Source organism: Gorillibacterium sp. CAU 1737, assembly GCF_039888655.1.
Classification (GTDB): domain Bacteria; phylum Bacillota; class Bacilli; order Paenibacillales; family NBRC-103111; genus Gorillibacterium.
Window position 1 is genome coordinate 15,261 of the sequence record NZ_JBDQQO010000004.1, and the last position, 20,260, is coordinate 35,520.

General features: G+C 55.8%; 22 protein-coding genes and 1 tRNA gene. 19 read left to right on the forward strand and 4 right to left on the reverse strand.

Annotation, left to right across the window (positions count from 1 at the left end):
* The first annotated feature begins 9 nt into the window (after window positions 1–9).
* The 7 genes from mnmG to AAFN83_RS09850 all read left to right on the forward strand — a co-directional run bounded on the left by mnmG (window position 10) and on the right by AAFN83_RS09850 (window position 8,035).
* Complete coding sequence (gene mnmG / locus AAFN83_RS09820) at window positions 10–1,902, forward strand: tRNA uridine-5-carboxymethylaminomethyl(34) synthesis enzyme MnmG (protein ID WP_347768826.1); 1,893 nt, start codon at window positions 10–12, stop codon at window positions 1,900–1,902.
* On the forward strand, window positions 1,899–2,645 hold the full coding sequence (rsmG, locus tag AAFN83_RS09825; protein WP_347768827.1) for a 16S rRNA (guanine(527)-N(7))-methyltransferase RsmG: 747 nt from the start codon (window positions 1,899–1,901) through the stop codon (window positions 2,643–2,645). The genes mnmG and rsmG overlap by 4 nt, the downstream gene beginning before the upstream one ends.
* Before the next feature lie 277 nt (window positions 2,646–2,922).
* Window positions 2,923–3,738: a nucleoid occlusion protein gene (gene noc / locus AAFN83_RS09830; protein ID WP_347768828.1), complete on the forward strand. Its 816-nt coding sequence runs from the start codon at window positions 2,923–2,925 to the stop codon at window positions 3,736–3,738.
* A 528-nt stretch (window positions 3,739–4,266) separates the two neighbouring features.
* The gene (locus AAFN83_RS09835) at window positions 4,267–5,028 is read left to right on the forward strand and encodes a ParA family protein (protein ID WP_347769469.1); all 762 of its coding nucleotides are present in this window, start codon (window positions 4,267–4,269) and stop codon (window positions 5,026–5,028) included.
* Window positions 5,021–5,875 (forward strand): ParB/RepB/Spo0J family partition protein, encoded by an 855-nt coding sequence (locus AAFN83_RS09840; protein WP_347768829.1) that lies wholly within the window; start codon window positions 5,021–5,023, stop codon window positions 5,873–5,875. Before AAFN83_RS09835 ends, AAFN83_RS09840 begins: the two co-directional genes overlap by 8 nt.
* A gap of 472 nt (window positions 5,876–6,347) precedes the next feature.
* Window positions 6,348–7,499 (forward strand): aminotransferase class V-fold PLP-dependent enzyme, encoded by a 1,152-nt coding sequence (locus AAFN83_RS09845; RefSeq protein WP_347768830.1) that lies wholly within the window; start codon window positions 6,348–6,350, stop codon window positions 7,497–7,499.
* 32 nt (window positions 7,500–7,531) lie between these two features.
* Window positions 7,532–8,035: a DUF4446 family protein gene (locus AAFN83_RS09850; RefSeq protein ID WP_347768831.1), complete on the forward strand. Its 504-nt coding sequence runs from the start codon at window positions 7,532–7,534 to the stop codon at window positions 8,033–8,035.
* 96 nt (window positions 8,036–8,131) lie between these two features.
* Here the strand turns inward: AAFN83_RS09850 and yyaC are convergent, their stop codons facing one another.
* Window positions 8,132–8,764, reverse strand: a complete 633-nt coding sequence (gene yyaC / locus AAFN83_RS09855; RefSeq protein WP_347768832.1) for a spore protease YyaC — start codon at window positions 8,762–8,764, stop codon at window positions 8,132–8,134.
* 78 nt (window positions 8,765–8,842) lie between these two features.
* Here yyaC and AAFN83_RS09860 point away from each other — a divergent pair, with 78 nt between their 5' ends.
* From AAFN83_RS09860 to AAFN83_RS09880, 5 genes are all read left to right on the forward strand, one after another.
* A complete protein-coding gene (locus AAFN83_RS09860) occupies window positions 8,843–9,082 on the forward strand; it encodes a putative Se/S carrier protein (protein WP_347768833.1) in 240 nt (79 codons plus the stop codon).
* Between the two features lie 50 nt (window positions 9,083–9,132).
* Window positions 9,133–10,020, forward strand: coding sequence for a mechanosensitive ion channel family protein (locus AAFN83_RS09865; protein ID WP_347768834.1), 888 nt, complete (start codon window positions 9,133–9,135; stop codon window positions 10,018–10,020).
* A 4-nt stretch (window positions 10,021–10,024) separates the two neighbouring features.
* Window positions 10,025–10,276, forward strand: coding sequence for a DUF951 domain-containing protein (locus tag AAFN83_RS09870; protein WP_347768835.1), 252 nt, complete (start codon window positions 10,025–10,027; stop codon window positions 10,274–10,276).
* 122 nt (window positions 10,277–10,398) lie between these two features.
* Window positions 10,399–10,486, forward strand: a tRNA-Ser gene (locus AAFN83_RS09875).
* A 111-nt stretch (window positions 10,487–10,597) separates the two neighbouring features.
* Window positions 10,598–11,404: a class I SAM-dependent methyltransferase gene (locus AAFN83_RS09880; RefSeq protein ID WP_347768836.1), complete on the forward strand. Its 807-nt coding sequence runs from the start codon at window positions 10,598–10,600 to the stop codon at window positions 11,402–11,404.
* 122 nt (window positions 11,405–11,526) lie between these two features.
* Here the strand turns inward: AAFN83_RS09880 and AAFN83_RS09885 are convergent, their stop codons facing one another.
* The gene (locus AAFN83_RS09885) at window positions 11,527–11,730 is read right to left on the reverse strand and encodes a YjzC family protein (protein ID WP_347768837.1); all 204 of its coding nucleotides are present in this window, start codon (window positions 11,728–11,730) and stop codon (window positions 11,527–11,529) included.
* A gap of 243 nt (window positions 11,731–11,973) precedes the next feature.
* Between AAFN83_RS09885 and rpsF the strand changes: the two genes are divergently transcribed.
* The 7 genes from rpsF to dnaB all read left to right on the forward strand — a co-directional run bounded on the left by rpsF (window position 11,974) and on the right by dnaB (window position 17,958).
* The gene (gene rpsF / locus AAFN83_RS09890; protein WP_347768838.1) at window positions 11,974–12,258 is read left to right on the forward strand and encodes a 30S ribosomal protein S6; all 285 of its coding nucleotides are present in this window, start codon (window positions 11,974–11,976) and stop codon (window positions 12,256–12,258) included.
* A 51-nt stretch (window positions 12,259–12,309) separates the two neighbouring features.
* Complete coding sequence (ssb, locus tag AAFN83_RS09895; protein ID WP_347768839.1) at window positions 12,310–12,780, forward strand: single-stranded DNA-binding protein; 471 nt, start codon at window positions 12,310–12,312, stop codon at window positions 12,778–12,780.
* Between the two features lie 20 nt (window positions 12,781–12,800).
* Complete coding sequence (rpsR, locus tag AAFN83_RS09900; RefSeq protein WP_347768840.1) at window positions 12,801–13,076, forward strand: 30S ribosomal protein S18; 276 nt, start codon at window positions 12,801–12,803, stop codon at window positions 13,074–13,076.
* Between the two features lie 168 nt (window positions 13,077–13,244).
* Window positions 13,245–14,168, forward strand: coding sequence for a DUF2232 domain-containing protein (locus AAFN83_RS09905; protein ID WP_347768841.1), 924 nt, complete (start codon window positions 13,245–13,247; stop codon window positions 14,166–14,168).
* Between the two features lie 19 nt (window positions 14,169–14,187).
* A complete protein-coding gene (locus AAFN83_RS09910; protein ID WP_347768842.1) occupies window positions 14,188–16,143 on the forward strand; it encodes a DHH family phosphoesterase in 1,956 nt (651 codons plus the stop codon).
* Window positions 16,140–16,586, forward strand: a complete 447-nt coding sequence (gene rplI, locus AAFN83_RS09915; RefSeq protein ID WP_347768843.1) for a 50S ribosomal protein L9 — start codon at window positions 16,140–16,142, stop codon at window positions 16,584–16,586. The genes AAFN83_RS09910 and rplI overlap by 4 nt, the downstream gene beginning before the upstream one ends.
* Window positions 16,587–16,593: 7 nt before the next feature.
* The gene (dnaB, locus tag AAFN83_RS09920; protein ID WP_347768844.1) at window positions 16,594–17,958 is read left to right on the forward strand and encodes a replicative DNA helicase; all 1,365 of its coding nucleotides are present in this window, start codon (window positions 16,594–16,596) and stop codon (window positions 17,956–17,958) included.
* Window positions 17,959–18,045: 87 nt separating this feature from the next.
* Here dnaB and AAFN83_RS09925 read toward each other — a convergent pair whose 3' ends face one another.
* Both AAFN83_RS09925 and AAFN83_RS09930 read right to left on the reverse strand, forming a co-directional pair.
* A complete protein-coding gene (locus AAFN83_RS09925; protein WP_347768845.1) occupies window positions 18,046–19,296 on the reverse strand; it encodes a coproporphyrinogen-III oxidase family protein in 1,251 nt (416 codons plus the stop codon).
* Between the two features lie 61 nt (window positions 19,297–19,357).
* Entirely contained in the window at window positions 19,358–20,260 is a 903-nt protein-coding gene (locus tag AAFN83_RS09930) for a radical SAM protein (protein WP_347768846.1), read from the reverse strand.

The window sequence follows — 20,260 nt, forward strand, 5'->3', positions numbered from 1 at the left end:
GGTCCAACAATGGCCTATGATGCTGGCGAATATGAGGTGATCGTCATCGGGGCGGGGCACGCCGGATGCGAAGCGGCGCTTGCGGCGGCTCGGATGGGCTGCCAAACGCTCCTGCTCACGATCAACCTGGACATGGTGGCCTTTATGCCCTGCAACCCATCGGTTGGCGGGCCAGCCAAAGGGCATGTCGTGCGGGAAATCGATGCCCTGGGCGGTGAGATGGGACGCAACATCGACAAGACCTACATCCAAATGCGGATGCTCAATACGGGGAAGGGGCCGGCTGTCCATGCACTGAGGGCACAAGCCGATAAGTTCCTCTATCAGCAGGAAATGAAGGAAACCATCGAGAAACAGGCGCATTTGACGCTGCGGCAAGGGATGGCGGAGGATCTGATCGTTGAGGATGGTGTGGTACGCGGGGTCGTGACGAAGACCGGCGCCCGGTACTACGCAAAAGCAGTTGTCGTCACCACCGGCACCTACTTGCGCGGCAAAGTCATCATGGGGGAATTGATGTATGAGAGCGGGCCGAATAACCAACAGCCGTCGGTGAAGCTATCGCAATCATTGAAAGACCTTGGGCTGGACCTGGTTCGGTTCAAAACAGGCACTCCACCCCGTGTGCACAAAGACACCATCGACTTCAGCAAAACGGAGATTCAACCCGGGGACGAACAACCGAAGTTTTTCTCCTATGAAACAACGGAGCCGGTGCCGAATCAGCTCCCGTGCTGGCTGACGTATACCTCGGGGGACACGCATGAGGTCATCAGCTCCAATCTCCACCGCGCTCCGATGTTCACCGGCCAAATTGAAGGAACCGGTCCTCGCTACTGTCCTTCCATTGAAGACAAGATTGTTCGGTTTGCGGATAAGCCGAAGCATCAGATCTTCCTGGAGCCGGAAGGCCGCAACACAGCAGAGTATTACGTGCAAGGCTTGTCTACAAGCATGCCGGAAGATGTACAGCTGCAGATCCTGCGATCCATTCCCGGGCTCGAAAAGGTTGAAATGATGCGGACGGGCTATGCCATCGAGTACGACGCCGTAGTTCCGACGCAGCTTTTGCCGACGCTGGAGACCAAGATGGTGAACGGCTTGTTCACCGCTGGTCAGATCAATGGGACTTCCGGATATGAGGAAGCGGCCGGTCAAGGCATCATGGCCGGAATCAACGCGGCCCGCAAGGTTCAGGGCAAGGAGCCGGTTATTCTTGACCGCTCGCAAGGGTACATCGGCGTATTGATCGATGATCTCGTCACCAAGGGGACGAATGAGCCGTACCGCCTGTTGACCTCCCGGGCGGAGTATCGCCTCCTGCTTCGGCATGACAACGCCGACCAACGGCTGACGCCGATCGGGTATGAGATCGGATTGATCTCGCAAAGCCGGTATGACCTCTTCCTGCACAAGCAGGCGATGGTAGCGGCGGAGATTGCTCGGCTGAAGGAGGTTCGCATTCGTCCGGACGCCGAAACGGCTGCGAAGCTGGAGGAATTCGGAACGTCGCCGATCACTCAGGCCATCGACGGAATCTCGCTTCTGCGACGGCCGGAAGTGTCTTATGAACAGCTTAGCCAATTGGCTCCATCACCTGAGGAACTGAATGAGGAGATGAAGGAGCAGGTTGAGATTCAGCTCAAGTACGCCGGCTACATCGAGAAGCAGCTGGCTCAGGTAGAGAGGCTGAAGAAGATGGAGACGAAGAGGATTCCCGAGGATATCCGCTATGCGGAAATTCACGGACTCGCTTCGGAAGCGAAACAAAAGCTGGACGCCATTCGGCCGGTCTCGGTCGGACAAGCTTCTCGTATCGCGGGCGTAACCCCGGCAGACATCTCGATTCTCTTGATCCATCTGGAGCACTATAACCGAGTGAAGGCGGCACGAACCGAATGACCGAAGTGCATATCGATCGAAACGATCCTGTCATCAGATCCTTTACGAAGCTCCTGGATGAGCGGGGCATTGCACTCAGCGACCGGCAACTGGAGCAATTCGAGCTGTACTACCGCGAGCTGGTGGAATGGAACGAGAAAATGAACCTGACCGGCATTACCGAGCGGGAAGCGGTCTACATCAAGCATTTCTACGATTCGCTGTCCCTTGCGTTCTTCCAGGATATGAGTCAGGTCGAGAGTCTTGCGGATATCGGCTCCGGAGCGGGTTTTCCGGGCATACCGCTTAAGATCGCCTTTCCCCACCTTAAACTAACCATTGTCGATTCCCTGAACAAGCGCATTGGATTCCTCCGTCATTTGGGGGAAACGCTCGGATTAGCGGACATTCAGCTTGTTCACGGGCGAGCGGAGGATATTGCCCGGACTCCTGAGCATCGGGATCACTACGATGCGGTAACCGCTCGTGCTGTAGCACGGCTCGCGGTCTTGAATGAGCTCTGCCTTCCCTTTGTGAAGGTGAATGGCTGGTTCACGGCAATGAAGGGAGCGGCGGGGGAAGAGGAAGTGAAGGAATCGACCCGTTCGATTCGCGAGCTGGGGGCAGAGCTTGCTCACCTGCATGCCTTCCAGCTTCCGATGGAGGAAGGGAACCGTTATATGGTGGTTTTGACCAAGAAAAAATCGACCCCAAAGGCTTACCCGCGAAAAGCAGGTGTCCCCTTGAAAGCACCTCTTTCCTAAAAATGAATGCCTAGAGATTGGTAATGTTTCACGTGGAACACCTCCATGCGGCGAAAATGTTCCCTCGCTTTAGGGAGGAATTGACAGCCTCCGTGGAGAATTGATACGGAGAACCACTAAGGGATTCTGCAAGGCCCCCATCCATCGTACGGCTTGAATGCAATCCTACAGAATGCGATGCAGGGAGGGGAGGAAGAACCCGTTACCTTGCGGCCGACTGTTGGACCTGCGGTCTTTGAAAATCCTCTTAATGTAGACGAGTAGGTGATTGTGCCCGATGAAAGAGCATCTGTCCAAGCTGTTTGGCCTCGGCGAGCGCAGTTCTGCCGATGAAGTCAAGCAGATCCCGATCGGCGACATCGTGCCGAGTCCCTATCAACCCAGAACGATCTTCGATGAAGACCGGATCGACGAGTTGTGCCAGACCATTAAGACACATGGCGTGATCCAGCCAATCGTCGTCCGTGTCCGCAACGGCAGCTTCGAGATTATCGCCGGCGAAAGGCGGTTCCGGGCGGTACGCAAGCTCGGCCTCGATTCGATTCCGGCGATCATTCGGGAGTTCAACGATTCCCAGGCGGCATCGATCGCTCTTATTGAGAACCTCCAGCGAGAAGGCCTGACGGCTCTGGAAGAAGCATTGGCTTACCAGCAATTGATGGAAATGCATCAGCTTACGCAGGAGAGCTTGGCCCAACGGCTCGGGAAGAGCCAATCCACAATCGCCAACAAGATTCGGTTGCTGCAGTTGCCCGATACCGTCAAACAGGCTCTGGCTGAACGGAAGATTACGGAACGGCATGCTCGTGCTCTATTATCCTTGGATAATGAAGAATTGCAATTAAAAGTATTAAGCGATATTATTACTAAAGAGTTGAATGTCAAGCAGACGGAGGCTCGAATTGCCTTCTATAAAGAGGCTTCCAAGCTGAAGAAGAGCAAGCGCGTCTCTTATACGAAGGACGTCCGTTTAGCACTCAACACCATTCGTCAATCGATCGATATGATCTCCAATACGGGGATGAAGGTCGATACGAAGGAGCAAAATTACGACGACCGCTATGAAATTATCATTACCATCCCGAAAAAATAGAATAGAAAGAAAGCCGTTCCTCATGGCAGACTTGTCCGGCTTCAACAGCCGAACCAGGCAGCCGTTTTTCTTTCTTTGCCGCTTTTTTCGAGGGAAGGGAACAAATGTGCGTTGCACCATGCCGCTCGGACACTTCTAGCGTGTGTTTATAGACCTGATATTTGGCCTAGGTCGAATGAAATTTCCTGATTCTCGGCCACGAATGGCTAGTCTCCAGGCGGATCAACACCTGCTTTTTGGCCGTTTCATGTATGCAAACACGCTCCTAGCAGCAGAACATCACGAGACTTCACAACGAGCTCATGCGCCTCTAGCTCCGGAATGCCTTAACCAGGGCAGCTCGGAAGAGAGCGATCATGTTCGGGTCAGGAAGGATAAAAGCAGTTGGAACCATCGTTCATGGAGAAAAATCAACCCGCAGGCAGGCGAAACAGAGGAAAGGGATTTACCTTGCCTCTGATGGAAGAAGAGTCCACCATCACAGAAGAACCGCCTGATTTCGGTATTTCAAATACTGAGGTGAACGCGTTGTCCAAGATCATTGCTGTGACGAATCAAAAAGGCGGAGTCGGGAAAACCACAACTTCAGTCAACCTGGGTGCGTCGCTGGCCTATCTCGGCAAGAAGGTTCTGTTGGTGGATATCGATCCCCAGGGAAACACAACCAGCGGTATCGGCATCAATAAGGCTGACGTGAACAACTGTATCTATGACGTGTTGATCAATGATGTTCATCCCAAAGACGCGATCATGGAGACAGCCATTCCCAACCTGAAGATCATCCCCGCAACCATTCAGCTCGCTGGAGCCGAAATTGAGCTGGTTTCTACTATTTCTCGTGAAGTACGACTGAAAAAGTCGCTCCAGCTCATCAAGCATCTGTTCGATTATATCCTGATTGATTGTCCCCCTTCGCTTGGTATTTTGACGGTTAACTCGCTGACGGCGGCCGATTCGGTCATCATCCCGATTCAATGCGAATACTACGCCCTCGAAGGACTCAGCCAATTGCTCAACACCGTTCGGCTCGTTCAGAAGCACCTGAACACCGGCCTTCAAATTGAAGGAGTTCTTCTCACCATGTTCGATGCCCGTACCAATCTGGGTATTCAGGTCATCGAGGAAGTGAAGAAGTATTTTCAGCAGAAGGTCTATCAAACGATCATTCCGCGCAATGTGCGCTTAAGCGAAGCTCCCAGCCATGGGCAGTCGATCATCACCTATGACCCTCGTTCCAAGGGGGCCGAAGTATACATGGAACTTGCCAAGGAAGTGATTCAGTATGAATAAACGATTGGGCAGAGGGCTCGACGCCTTGATTCCTTCCTTGAATATTAATGAGGATGACAAGGTCGTAGAGATTCCACTCTCACAGCTCCGCGCCAATCCTTATCAACCGCGAAAAACCTTCAACGAGGAGACCATCAAGGAGCTGTCGATCTCGATCAAGGAGCACGGAGTCATCCAGCCGATCATCGTCCGCAGCGTGCTTCGCGGATATGAAATCATTGCCGGGGAACGCCGGTTCCGCGCTGCTCAAATGAGCGGCCTGGAGACCATTCCAGCCGTTGTCAAAAACTTCACGGATAGACAAGTGATGGAAATCGCCTTGATCGAAAACATTCAGCGCGAAGACCTGAATGCGATCGAGTTGGCCATCGCTTACCAATCATTGATGGATTCCCTGCAATTGACGCAGGAAGAGCTCTCGTTAAAGGTTGGGAAAAGCCGCTCTCATGTAGCCAATTTCTTGAGATTGCTCCAGCTTCCCGAAGAAATCAAACAACATGTTTCACGTGGAACATTATCGATGGGGCATGCCCGTGCGATTGCAGGGGTGAAGAGTGATAAGCTCAAGAAGCAGCTGGCTGAAGTATGCATCCGGGAACAATGGAGCGTGCGCGAGCTGGAGGAAGCGATCAAGAAGCAAGAGGAACGGAAGGAAAAGGACAAAGAACCCGTTAGACGGGTGAAAGCCAATCCGTTCATTGTTCAAGCGGAAGAGACGCTTCGTGAACAGTTCCACACCACCGTCAAGATCAAGCATGGAAAGCAACGCGGGAAAATTGAGTTTTCCTATTACTCGGAAGATGATCTGCAGCGCCTGCTGGACATGCTGCAAGGATCGCCGTCATAACCGGATTGGCAATAAGAGACTGCGACAGAATAAGTACCGCTAATTTGCTGACCATGCTCCAAAAAACCGTGGAGCTTTTGTTAGCAGAACGAGTGCTAATTTCCTCACAGACCCTAAGCATACCGGCGTGATTCCTTGGCGAATCTTCAAACCACTCGAATGGCCCTAACGTCGGAAAAGGATAACCGGAGCGTGGTCTTCTGGAACCCTGGGAAAAGAGCCGATGGATGGAGTTCAACCCTGTTTGCAATTCTGATGGATGATGATTGGCAGGTGTAAGCCGCCTCCATCCAAACAAATGCTGAAAAGCTTTGTTTGGATGGAGGCGGGCTGCCGAACAAGTCCACCAATGGGATTCATACTGTGGTTCAGCCGAATGAGCAGGAGGAGAATCGCGCAAGGGGTCCGGGTATGCTTCTTTTGTTTCTGTTTCATCATCGGGACGGATGCGTAAAAAGAGGGAGGAACTCAGATGGAACCGGTATACTTCGATTGGGCCGCATCTTCCTGGCCGAAGCCTCCCGAAGTGGTTCGAGCGGTGACAGAACTGCTGGCAGGAAATGGTGCTAACCCGGGTAGAGGAGGGCACCGTCTGGCAATGGCCGCATCGCGATCGATCTATGAGTGTCGTGTAGAGCTGGCGACTTTATTCGGAGTGAAGAAGGCGACGGATATCGCCCTGTTGTCCAATGCAACCGAGGCACTCAATCTGGCGATAAAGGGGTTTCTTCGCCCCGGTGATCACGTGATCGCCACGGAGCTTGAACACAACTCCGTGCGGCGTCCGCTGGAATGGGCCCGACAGCATCGGCAGGTGGAGGTTACGTATGTAGGGGCTTCACCGGAGGGAGTACTGGATCTGAAGGCGGCCGCTGCGGCGTTCCGGCCAACTACCCGATTGTTCGTAGTGAGTCATGCCTCTAATCTGCTAGGCAGTGTAGCGCCGCTTGCTGCGATTGCTGAGCTGTGCCAGAAGCATCAAGTGAAGCTGCTTGTGGACGCGGCCCAAACGGCAGGAAGCTTCTCCATTGAGGTAGAGAAGCAGGGGATCGATATGCTGGCTTTCCCTGGGCATAAGGGATTGCTTGGCCCTCAAGGGACAGGAGGCCTTTACATCCACCCGGATATCGAGCTGGAGCCAATCCTGCAGGGCGGAACGGGCAATAACTCGGAGGACATCCAGCAGCCGACGGTGCGTCCGGAACGGTATGAAGCGGGGACGCGGAATACACCGGGGATTGCTGGATTGAGGGAGGGCGTGCGATTCATTCGAGCGAAAGGAGTTCACTCGATTCGAATGGAGGAACAAGCCCGAATCACCCAATTGCATGAAGGGCTCGCAGCGATCCCAGGGATTCGTTGCTTGGGGCCAAGGGTAGGCGAAGAAAGGGCTTCGCTGATTTCCTTCATAAAAGAGGGAGAAGATCCAGCGGTGACGGCTCACCGTCTGGATCGGGAATATGGGATTGCGGTGCGGGCAGGCTATCATTGCAGTCCGCTTGGGCATCAGACGGCCGGAACGTTGGAGAGCGGGGCTGTGAGGGCGAGCGTCGGGTACGCGACTACGAATGAACAGGTGGAGTATCTGCTGGATTCGGTTCGCCGGATGGCCGCTTGCCCGTAGGTTGAACAGAGAACAGAGGAGATGGAGCATCCATGGGAGTCGACGGGGAGACGCTGGGGCAGGCGGAGTTGTTTTTTGCGCTTGGGCTGGGCATGATCGTGATATCGTTCGTTTTGTTTTTGATTACGTGGATTCGGCTTCGCCGCATGAATAAGCGGTACAAGACGATGCTGAACGGAAAATCAGGGGCAGACTATGAAGAGCTGCTCATCGATGTGCAGGAGAGAGTGAAGACGTGGAGCCAGGCTACGGAGGCTAACGCAGCATCGCTCCGAGAGCTGAAGGAGCTGTTGAAGGCTCACAAAACAAAGGTGGAGATGGTACGGTATTCCGCGTTCGATCAGCACGGAACCGACCTCAGCTTTTCCATGGCCATCCTGAACGATTATCGGGACGGGGTCGTGTTGACGGGGATCCACAGCCGGGAGCAGACCTTCATGTATGCAAAACCCTTAACCAAGGGAGAATCGACTTACGCTTTGTCTCCTGAGGAGAAAAAGGTCATTGAGCTGGCAGCAGGCTCAACCGGCAAATGAGGAACAAGAAAAAGGGGCTTGCCTTCCCGCCGCTGGCGGTGGAGACAAGCCCTCGCTGCCTGGAGGGAGATGCCTGAAGACAACCTCCAGAAGCAGCTATTCACTGCCGGGGGAAGCTTGCTCCCGGTAGAGGGTGGACGAGAACAGCGCGATTCGCCCGCAATTGATGAGCGAAATGTAGATCGCCTTGGCGATGAGCTCCGCCAGGTCCATGACCAGACTGAGCCGGGTGTTCTGGAGCACGAAGTATTCCATGAAGCCGCCGACATTGACGATCCCGGTGATATGCATCTCGCCTACGGCGGGAAGCTCCTTGTTCACGCCTGCTCCCGGCTTCAAGGGACCGGGGCAAAGCTTAACGCTGCCGATATGAGCCACTTGACCGAGACAGGCATCAATGCCGATAATAAAGGGATTGTGGTGGTCTTGATAAATTCCGGCAAGGGTATCGCTCAGGTTCATGGCGTGAACAGGCTGATCCAGGGTTCCGTAGAGGAAAATGTCGGAGAAGCTGTACCGGCGAAGCCGAGAGCCAACTAACGGGCCCAAGGAGTCACCTGTGGATCGGTCCGTGCCGACACAGACGAAGACGACGGGACGGTCAGCCGGGATGGAGCGGATGCAGGCAGAGAGGTGATCCGCCACCTGCTCGGCGGCATGATGCTCGTCTTTTGACAGGAGGACGGGGGCGAATGAGAAAGGGATTGTGGCTTCCGGTTCGAGCTTCATAGAATTCCTCCGACTTGTTTTGTTTTTACTATTATATGAAGGTCTTGGTAGTTTTATACGCAGGGAGAGAGAAAGCCAATGCTCTTGATCGCATTCGATTCCACCCAGCAGGCGCTTCGAACGGAGATGCTGCTCGATTACGCAGAGATTGAGAGTGATACCCAGCCGACACCCAAGAGCATTACAGCCGGCTGCGCGCTGTCCATCGGCTTCCCCGAGGAGGACTTCGCGAAGGTGAAGGAGATTCTTGTAGCGGAAGAAGTTGAGATTCGAGGCGTTTTCCGCCAAGAGGCAGATGGGTATGTCCAGGTACTTTAAAGGTATGAAGAGTGGATGAACGGCCAAGTCTATGAAAGGGGGAGAGGCCCATGGTGACGGCGGTTTTGGTAGATAGCTTGGAGGAAGCCGGATCCTTCCTGGATAAGACCTTCGCTTTCTTTCTAAATCCCGATATGTGGTGGGGAGTGCTCATGACCTTGCTGAAGGTCGGCCTCATTCTCATCGCAGCCAAGGTGATTAACCGGTTTTCTCGGGCGGCGATTTCGCGAATGGTCGTCGAGCGGGAATCGGGAAGAATTCGAATCAATGCCCGGCGTTCGAAAACGATAGGGGTTTTGGTGGAGAACGTGGTGACGTATGTCGTCAACTTCATCGCGATTTTGCTCATCCTGAGTCAATTCAACTTTAACCTAGGGCCTCTTCTCGCAGGGGCAGGGGTTGTCGGGTTGGCGATCGGGTTTGGAGCGCAGAGCATTGTAAAAGATATTATCACGGGGTTCTTCATCATCTTCGAGGACCAATTCGCGGTGGGTGATGTTATCCAGACGGGAACCTATCGCGGCTCGGTGGAATCGATCGGCCTCCGGGTAACGACGATCCGAAGCTGGACGGGAGAGATTCACATCTTGCCCAACAGCACCATACTAGCGGTAACCAATTACTCCATGAGCCATTCCATCTCCGTCGTCGACCTGTCCTTTCCCTATACGGAGGACGTGGACAAAGCGATCGAGGGTCTTCGACCCCTGCTCCATCAGCTGTACGAGGCCAATCCGAATGTGGTCAGCGAGCCGATCGTACACGGCATTCAATCGTTAGGAGAGAGTCAAGCGGCTGTGCGGATCAGCCTCGAGTGTCTCCCTGGGACCCGGCAGGATGTTGTCCGAGAATTGAACCAGGAGCTCGAGCGCAAGTGGAGGGCGCAAGAGCTGCCGAAGATCGTTGGGGCGGTCTACCAGCCGGAAGAGAAGGGGTGAGGAGATGGAGCGAAAGCAGTTTCAGTTGGGCGATGTGGTGATGATGAAGAAGCCCCATCCGTGCGGAGTCAATGAGATGGAGATCATCCGGATGGGGATGGACATCCGGGTTCGCTGCACGGGGTGCAAGCACAGCGTGCTCATCCCGCGTGCGAAGTTTGAGAGCAAGATGAAGAAGGTCCTCCGTTCGAACCCGGCGCTCGCGGCTGAGGAGCAGGAACGGCGGGCGGCCGAGCACCAGCCGGGAGAAGAATGAAGGGGGATAGAGGCTGCCTGCTTTAAAGAGAAGCGGGCAGCCTCGAGTCCTCGAAGATCCAGGAAACAAGTGTTGCAAGAAAGGAACGCGCTGTGGTACAATAACGTTCGTGTCATCTATATGGAGAGGTACCCAAGAGGCCCAAGGGGGCTGACTCGAAATCAGCTAGGCGTGTCAAAGCGTGCGTGGGTTCGAATCCCACCCTCTCCGCTCGCGAAGAACGTGAAAGTCTTCTACCGCTAATCGGTGGGAGGCTTTTTGTTTATGTACCGATGAACACAGGACAACCTAAGCTTGAGGCATTGAAGGAGGAACAGGACCATGGAGCGGGAAGAGCAAAACCGTTCGGCTTGGAACAGCGGGACCTACGCCGCTTGGCTGGAGCGCTTCGGAACTCCGCAGGAGGCGGCGGCGAAGATCGTTCAGGACCCGGCCAAGCGAATCGGAACGGTGCTGAAGGAGATGGGGGAGCCGCTGGAAGGCAAACGGATCGCCAATCTCATGGGCTCAAACGGTAACAAGGCGGTAGCGCTCGCTCTGCTTGGAGCAGAAGCGACGGTCATCGACTTTTCCGAAGGCAACGAGCGGTATGCGCTGCAGCTGGCGGAAGCGGCAGGTGTGCCCCTGCGATATGTAGTAGCGGATGTGTTGAATCTCCCGGAGGAGGAATTCGTGAAGCCCTATGACGTCGTGTATATGGAATTCGGAATTCTTCACTACTTCACCGATCTCGCTCCTTTGTTTGCTACCGTGCACCGGCTGCTGAAGCCGCAAGGGGTCTTCGTGCTCCAGGACTTCCATCCGGTGTCGACCAAGCTGATCTCCTCGCGCGGCACGACGGCCAATATTCGCAAACACAAGGTGACGGGCGATTACTTTGACTCGGAACTGGAGGTCAAGGAAGCGGCGTTCGCAAAATTCCTGCCTGAAAGTGCCCGTACGGGTGAGGTTCCCACGGTTCACCTGCGCAACTGGACGCTGGGGGAGATCGTCACCGGTGTGGCGCAGGCCGAACTTGTCATTCGCCGCCTGGAGGAGCTCCCTAATCAGTCCTCGGATGTATTTGATCGAGGCATTCCCAAGACCTTCACCCTCATTGCGGAGCGGCGGGAGAGAAGCGTCCAGTGATGGAACATCACCTCAGATGAAGATCCGCAAGCTTGTCCGTAAAAAGCTCAAAGCCCCGGCGCTTAGCCAGGGCTTTTTTTGGAGTCCGCTGGGTCAGGACCGATAAGTCTTGCCTCTTGCTATTATCGATCCGCGTGCTCGGAGTTGCGGTGCTTGCGCGTCCATTTGCGGTTGTGATTGGATGGCTCGGGGAATTCTTCTCCCGCCTCCAATTGAACCGTTTGCGGGTTCTGAATGCCCATGATCCGGTCATTCTCCCCGATCTCGATATAGGTGCCGGTATTCGGTGCTTTCTCGCCTGCTCGGAATTCGGACTTTTCGCCCATGAAGTCACCTCCCCTGTCTCAATAGCCTGTGCAGAGGAGCGTTCTTCCATGAGAGCGCATGATCTGGATATCGAAGGAAAGCGCAGGCAAGGAAAAAAGGTTTCTTGTGTTTGATTCGGCAAAATGGTATAGTCAGAAAGTGCGAGTTTCTTTAATAGCATCTCGCTCCTTGCTCCTTTGGCATCTTCGGGTGCCCATTTGTCCATGAAGGAGCCGCCAAGTCCATAAGGAGGTGAATTGTCAATGCGCAAGTACGAAGTGATGTACATCGTTCGTCCCGACGTGGAAGAACAAGCATTCCAAGCTACGGTGGAAAAATTCCAAGCCATCATTAACAACGGTGGTGAAGTAACGAAGAGTGATGTCATGGGAAAACGTCGTCTCGCTTACGAGATCAAGAAATTCCGTGATGGCTTCTACGTCCTCGTGAACTTCAACGCAACCCCTGCGGTTGTTGCTGAGCTGGAGCGCGTCATGAAGATCTCTGACGAAATTATTCGTTACCTGATCGTCAACGACGTTGCTTAAGACAAGCCCCACTGTTTTTATTGCCGTTAACGGCGGTTAGGAGGATTTCCGATGTTAAATCGCGTGATTCTGATCGGAAGATTGACCCGTGACCCCGAGCTGCGTTACACGCCAGCCGGTGTCGCCGTGACCCAATTTACCCTGGCGGTGGATCGTCCCTTCACCAACCAACAGAAGGAACGAGAAGCTGACTTTATCCCGGTTGTCACCTGGAGGCAGCTGGCGGAGACCTGCGCAAACTACTTGCGCAAAGGCCGTCTGTGTGCCGTCGAGGGCCGCATTCAAGTGCGGAACTATGACAACAACGAGGGCCGCAAGGTGTATGTTACCGAAGTGGTAGCCGACAACGTGCGCTTCCTGGAATCCGCAAACCGCGAAGGCGGCGGGCGGAGCGAAGGGACTGGGGGTTACCGGGAAGAACCGGCCGGCAACCGCTACGGCGGTGGAGGACGGGATCATCAAGACCCCTTCGCAGACGACGGCAAGCCGATTGATATATCGGATGATGATTTGCCATTTTAAACCGGAAGGAATGAATAAGGATGAGCATCAACAAACGCGATGGCGAAGAGCGCGGCGAGCGTAAGTTTGGCGGCCGTAAGGGCCGTAACAAGCGCCGTAAAGTGTGCTACTTCACCGTTAACAAGATTAAACATATCGATTACAAGGATACCGACACGCTCCGCAAGTTCATCAGCGAGCGCGGCAAGATTCTGCCCCGTCGTGTAACCGGTACGTCCGCGAAGTACCAACGCATGCTGACGACCGCGATCAAGCGTTCCCGTCAAATCGCTCTGCTTCCGTACACCACCGAGTAAGATCGGATCTATTCGCAGTCGGGCCATGCCCGGCTGCTTTTCTTTTTGTGAGGTGCAGCCGTTTTCCTTTGCCTTCCAATGCTGGGGGCGGGCGTTCCTATCCTCCCGCGGGATTGTTATGCTATAATGAAGGGTAAGTCTAAGCCAAGAGAGGTTGAGTGAAACCGGGTGAACCGAAAGCTTCCGAGCCTGCGGATGCCGCTCTTGTGGAGTGTCATCCATTTTCTTCTTTTGTTTTCCCTGATCGTGCCCGGAATCAATTTCGTCACGATTCACGTGATGATGGGCTTGCTTCTGTATCTGTATATGAAGCTCGAGGTAAAGTGGTTTGTTCCCCTCTATGGAGCGAATCTGCTTGTCGTTTTGCTTATTGCCGGGTGGAAGCTGGGCGTCCTGCTCCTCTTGTTCCCGCTTATTTTCCTTCCCGGCGCGATTGTGATGGGGATTCTCTACAAGCGGAAATGGTCGGCGTTCCGAACCGTTGCAGCCGGTGCTTTCACGCTGGTTGCTGAGATGCTGCTCGCTCTTGTTTCGGTTCGGCTGACGGGCTATGATCCCTTTCAGCTCATGAAGGATGCGATGCTCGACAGCCTGTCCGTGCTGCCGCAGGAAATGGTCAACAAGTCCGCTCTCGATGCGGCCTTTTATACGATTCAGATGGTTTCGCCCATCCTGATGCTGGGGATCGGCTTCTATTATGCGCTGATCACCCACGGCCTGTCCCGGCTTGCCTTTGGCAAGAAGGACGGAACGATGCCGGCACTGCCGCCGATGAGCCGCTGGCGGGTTCCGCGGATTACCGCTGTCTATTTTATCGCGGTGATGGTTCTGAGCATGTTTGTGAATCAAACGAACGGCTCCATTCTGGCCATGGTCGTGTTGAATCTCCTGCCGCTTTTGTCCGTGCTGCTCTGCATTCAGGCGCTGTCGTTCCTTGCCTTTCTCGGACAAAAGTACAAGTGGCCGCGGGCGATTCCGTGGATCGCGCTCGCCCTGATCGTGATCTGGAATGCCGGTATGTACATCGCGGTCTTCATCGGAATGCTCGACCTGATGTTCTCCTTGAAGGAAAGACTGACAGACAAACCATGACAAGCGGAGGCGTACTGCAATGCCGAAGACACTGCTGAAACGCTGGCACGGCCGCCATATGATCGTGGCGCTCGCCGGACTGGTTCTGCTGTCGCTCGTGTTGATCCGCTTTGACTGGCGGCTCGCGGCAGCAGGATTCGTCCTGACGGCGAGCCTTGCCGTCTATACGATACAAGCAGAGAAGGCCTTCCGCCGGGAGTTGAACCGCTATGCGGCCACCTTGTCCCAACGGATCAAAAAGGCGGGCAGCGTGGTCCTGCAGGAGATGCCCATCGGGATCATCCTCTATGACGAGGAGAAGCGGATCGAATGGCACAACCCGTTCGTCGGCCAGATTCTCGGCAAGGAGTCGGTGATCGGCGAGCCGCTGGGTGAGGTCATCCCGGCCATGAAGAAGAAGGACAAGGATTCCTTGTCCGAATTCCTGCTCGACGGGAAGCTCTACCAAGGGCTGCTTCGCGAGAGCGAGCGGCTGATCTTCCTCCGCAACATCACGGAGCAGGCAGAATTGCGCCAGCGCTACGAGGATGAGAAGCTGGCCATCGGCATCGTGCTGCTCGACAACCTGGATGAAGCGACGCAGGGGATGGACGACCAGACCCGCAGCATTCTGCTGGCCAAGGTTACGAGCGTCATGAACGAATGGGCGCAGCAGAACGGCATCTACCTGCGCCGGCTGTCGTCTGAGCGGCACCTCGTGCTGCTGAACCAGCGCTCGCTCCAGGATCTGGAGCAGGACCGGTTCAGCTTGCTCGACGATGTCCGCGACATGACCGCCGATCAGAAGGTACCGATCACGCTTAGCGTGGGCGTGGCGTCCGGCTCGGGAAGTATTACCGAGCTGGGGCAGATGGCCCAGTCGAGCCTCGACATGGCGCTCGGCCGCGGCGGGGATCAGGTGGCGGTGCGGGTTGGAGACCGCACGGCGTTCTACGGCGGCCGAACGAACGCGGTCGAGAAGCGGACGCGGGTCCGTGCCCGCGTGATCGCCCATGCGCTCCGCGACCTGATCAAGGAGAGCGACAACGTCGTCATCATGGGCCACAAGCTGCCGGACCTCGATTCCATCGGGGCCGCGATCGGGGTCTTGAAGGCGGTCCAGGCGCACAAGAAGGAAGGCTTCATCATCATCGATCAGGTAGGACCATCTATTCAATTGCTGATGAATGAGCTGCAGGAAGAGCATCAAGCCAGCCGGTTCCTCACGCCGGAGCAGGCCACGCAGATTACGACGGAGCGGACGCTTGCGGTCGTGGTGGATACGCACAAGGCGTCGATGGTGTCGGAGCCGCGGGTGCTGAACCAGACCGACCGCGTTGTCGTCATCGACCATCATCGGCGCGGGGAGGATTACCTCCAGGACGCGATGCTCATCTACATGGAGCCGTACGCTTCCTCCACCTGTGAGCTGGTGACGGAGCTCCTGCAGTACATCCATGAGCGGCTGACGCTGGGAACGCTGGAAGCGACCGCGCTGCTCGCCGGGATGATGATGGATACCAAAAATTTCAGCCTGCGTACCGGCTCGCGAACGTTTGATGCCGCGTCCTATCTGCGGAGAAGCGGAGCGGACCTCGGCATGATTCAGCAGTGGCAGAAGGAAGACCTGCACACGTATGTCGCCAAAGCCGACATTATCAAGCACGCCGAGATTTTGTATGACAAGATCGCCATCGCGGCGGCCGAAAAGGGCAAGCGGCACAATCAAGTGCTGTTTGCGCAGGTGGCCGACACGCTGCTCAATATGTCCGGCATCATTGGTTCTTTTGTAATCGGGGAGCGTACGGACGGTCTGATTGGCATCAGTGCCCGCTCAACGGGCGATATCAACGTTCAACTCGTTATGGAGCAGATGGGCGGAGGCGGGCATCTGTCCAACGCCGCCACCCAGATTGAAGGGGACATCGAGGAAGTCACCAAGCGGTTGAAAGCAATCATTGCCAAAATGATGATGGAAGAGGGGATCTCAGAATGAAGGTCATCTTTTTGAAGGACGTAAAAGGGCAAGGCAAGAAGGGCGAAGTGAAGGAAGTCTCGGAAGGCTACGCCAAGAACTTCCTCTTTAAGCAAGGCACGGCCAAACCGGCTACGGACGGCAACATCAAGACGCTTGATCTGCAGAAGCAAGCCGAAGTGAAGAAGAAGGAACGCGAGAAGGACGACGCCAAGGCGCTTGCCGCTCGTCTCGGAGAGCTCTCGCTTACGTTCAAACATAAAGTCGGAGAAGGCGGCCGCCTGTTCGGCTCCATCACGACGAAGCAAATTGCGGAAGAGCTGGAGAAGGTCCACAAGATCACCATCGACAAGCGCAAGATGGTGCTGGACGATCCGATCCGCACGCTCGGCACGACGGACATTCCGGTGAAGCTGTATCCGGAAGTCACGGGAACCTTGAAGGTTCATGTGACGGAGGAGTAAGCGAAGCATGGAAGGAGAACAACTGCTGCTTGAGCGGATCCCGCCCCAGAACCTGGAGGCGGAGCAGGCTGTGCTCGGCGCCATCCTCCTCGATGGGGAAGCGCTGATCACGGCGATGGAGCGGCTGTCGGGCGATGATTTCTATCGGACGAGCCACCGCTTCATCTTCGAGGGGATGATCGCCCTCGCCGAAGGCGACGAGCCGGTCGACCTCGTCACGCTGACCGCCAAGCTGCAGACGCGGGGGCAGCTGGAAGAGGTCGGCGGCGTCGAATACTTGTCGGAGCTCGCTAACGCGGTTCCGACCGCCGCGAACATCGACTACTACGCCCAGATCGTCGAAGAGAAATCGATGATCCGGCGGCTGATTCGCGCGGCCACCCAGATTGTCACCAACGGATACGCGAGCGAGGAGGATGTCGGCGGTCTCTTGAGCGAGGCCGAAGCCCGCATCCTCGAAATCTCGAACCGCCGGGGCGGCAACGGGTTCATTCCGATTCGAGACGTCCTCATGGACGTCTTCGAAAAGGTCGAGTTCCTGGCCCAGAACAAGGGCGGCACGACCGGCATCGCGTCCGGGTTCCGCGACCTGGACAAGATGACCTCCGGCTTCCAGCGCTCCGACCTCATCATCGTAGCCGCCCGTCCTTCCGTCGGGAAGACGGCGTTCGCGCTCAACATTGCCCAGAACGTCGGCGTGCGCGAGAAGGAGACCGTCGCCATCTTCAGTTTGGAAATGGGCGCGGCCCAGCTCGTTCAGCGGATGATCTGCGCCGAGGCGAACGTCGATGCGACACGGCTGCGGACGGGCTTCCTGGAAGCGGACGATTGGGAGAAGATGACGATGGCGATTGGCTCGCTGTCCGAAGCCAACATCTACATCGACGACTCTCCTTCGGTCACCGTGAGCGACATTCGCGCCAAGTGCCGCCGCCTCAAGAAAGAGCGCGGCCTCGGCATGATCCTGATCGATTACCTCCAGCTGATTCAAGGACGGGGCAAGAGCGGCGAGAACCGCCAGCAGGAGGTCTCCGAGATCTCCCGGACGCTGAAGCAGATCGCGCGGGAGCTGGAAGTTCCCGTCATCGCGCTGTCTCAGCTGAGCCGCGGCGTCGAGCAGCGGCAGGACAAGCGTCCGATGATGTCGGACTTGCGGGAATCGGGGTCGATCGAGCAGGACGCCGATATCGTCGCGTTCTTGTACCGGGACGACTACTACAACCAGGAGTCGGAGAAGAAGAACATCATCGAAATCATCATCGCCAAGCAGCGGAACGGCCCGGTCGGGACGGTCGAGCTGGCGTTTCTCAAAAACTACAACAAGTTCGTCAGCCTCGATCGCAGCCAACAACAGGCGAGCGCAGCAGGATGACGAGAAACAGGCCGCCCCTCTGTCATCGGTGATGATGGTTGGGGCGGCCTGTTTAGTATGCCAGGGGAAGATGCTGTTCTTCGCTTGTCACCGCAAGATGATCTTCTTCGGGTAAGGCTCGCGCTGCGCGATGTTCCACATCTTATCGATGTAAGCGGTCGTGTAGGCCTGTTCCAATCGGTGGTAGAGGGAGCTGGCCTTGTCGGTCAATCGGTACCCGCTCTCCGTGCGTTCGAGCAGCCCGAGGAGCCGGGCCAGACGCAGCTCCAGGCCGAACATGTCATCCAGCCGCTTGCCGGTGATTCCAGCAAAGCTCTGGTCATCCAGCCTCAGGCCGTATGCGCCCCAGAAGAGAGAATAGACGGCTCGTTGGCGTTCGGTGAAGTCGAGCGTTAGAGCGGTAGGCAGCTTATCGGTGGACAAGGCTTCTATGTAGTCCTTTACGGAGAAGGTGTTGACCTTGAAGGAGGTTTGCAGCAGCGTAGCCGCACTTGGACCAAAGCCGAGGAAGTAATCTCGGGTTACGGAGGAGTAAGGGGCGGTTCCCTTGCGGGCGAAGGTCCAGACCGAGGTTCGCTCAAGCCCCAGTTGATCCGCTGCGGCGGTCAGGGCGCGGAGGCGTTCTTTCTTGCGTCGGTGGGATTCGGGAGGCCGAGGGTTGTTCGCATACGAGAAATCGATGAAGGGATACGTGGACACCTGCGTCGCTCCTGCGGCAAAAGCCGTCTCCAGGTCGCGGAGCAGGCTGTCCTCGGTCTGCCCCGGCAGGGCGAAGATGAGGTCCACGTCGATGACCTCGAACCTGAAGCTCCGCACCAGGCGCAGTTTTTCCTCAAGGTTCCGTCCTGATCTTCCAATGGTGCGAAGGCAGCCCTCGTCAAAGGATTGAATGCCGACGCTGACCATGGTGATCCCGGCTTGCCTGAGCGTTTCTAGCGTTTCCGGAGTGATGTCGTCAGGGTGGAGCTCCAAGCCAATTCCTTGCTCGATGACGAAGTAGCGATTCAGTCGTTCGATGATGGCACCGATGGATTTTGCAAGCAAGGCCGGAGTTCCCCCGCCGAAGTACAAGGAGGTTACCGGCTTGCGAGAGGGCAGCGACTGGCCGATGGAGTCAATCTCCCTCAGCAGGGCTTCCACATAGCGAGAGCTCTGCTCCTTGTCATACAGCTCCTTATAGTAAGGACAGAAGCGGCATAGGGAACGGCAAAAAGGGATGTGCACGTAGAGACCAAGCGGCGCAAGCTCTGCAAATTCGAGGCGAGGGGCTTGCTTGCCTTCAAAGACGAAGGGAGCAAATGAACGCGTAAGGGCTATGCGGATGAGGGATGTCAGCATAAACCGATCACTCCTTAGGGGGCAGCATGGTTTAATGGTGCAGCTTAGGGTGCAGCATGGGTTAAATGTACTTTAGATAGGTGAACAGCATATCCGTGATCACCCGGGGATTGCCGCTAAACACCAGTGAGTATTCGGCAGCGAAAAAGTAACCGCAGTTGTCGCACAGCCCCGGCACCTCCGAGCAGCGCCCGCAAAGAAAGCGAGTGCCGTTCTCGGACACGAGGCATTGCCTGCAGGGGGTCTTGAACCGATTCTCGGCGATGTAGGGAAAAGCGGAGCGCAGGTTGAAGATGGGATAGCCTTGATCCATCAGGGCTTCGATTCGGCGGAGGCAGTCGGTCTTCTGGGCGACATCGAGCTGCAACGCCTGCGTATCGGGGTAAGGGGTGTGGAAGTTGAAGGAGATGGCGCGGATGTTCGGATGGGACTTGGCTATGTCGGCGACGGCTTCAATCTCTTCCTGGTTGATTTGGTTGATGGCCATGTAGAGGCAAATGTTGTTGCTCGGGGCAGCGTCGATATTTTGCAGAATGAGGTCAAAGGTGTCACCGCGAATGGCGTTGTGGAGCTCGCGCGAGCCGTCCAGGCTGAGCAGGAGCAAGTCGGCCTCCGGCAATTCCAACGGATAGGTGCCGTTGGTGACGACATTGACGATGGGATACCCCATCTGCTTCGCTTCTCGCACGAGATCGCGCAGCGTTCGGCCGTTGTCCTTCCATAGGAAGGTCTCTCCGCCGCAGAAAAAGAGGATGCGAATCCCTTCGTCATACAAGCGCTGCATCTCGTCCCGAATGCTCTCATACGAATGAATGACCCCGGTGACGTTATTCACCGAGCAGTGCTTGCAGTGCAGATTGCAGGCATCGGTTACGATGATCGTGGCAAGAATCGGCTTTGTCCGCCTGAACAGAATGGTGGACAGGCCAAACAGCGAAAAGCTCAATAGGGTGGAGAGCTTCAT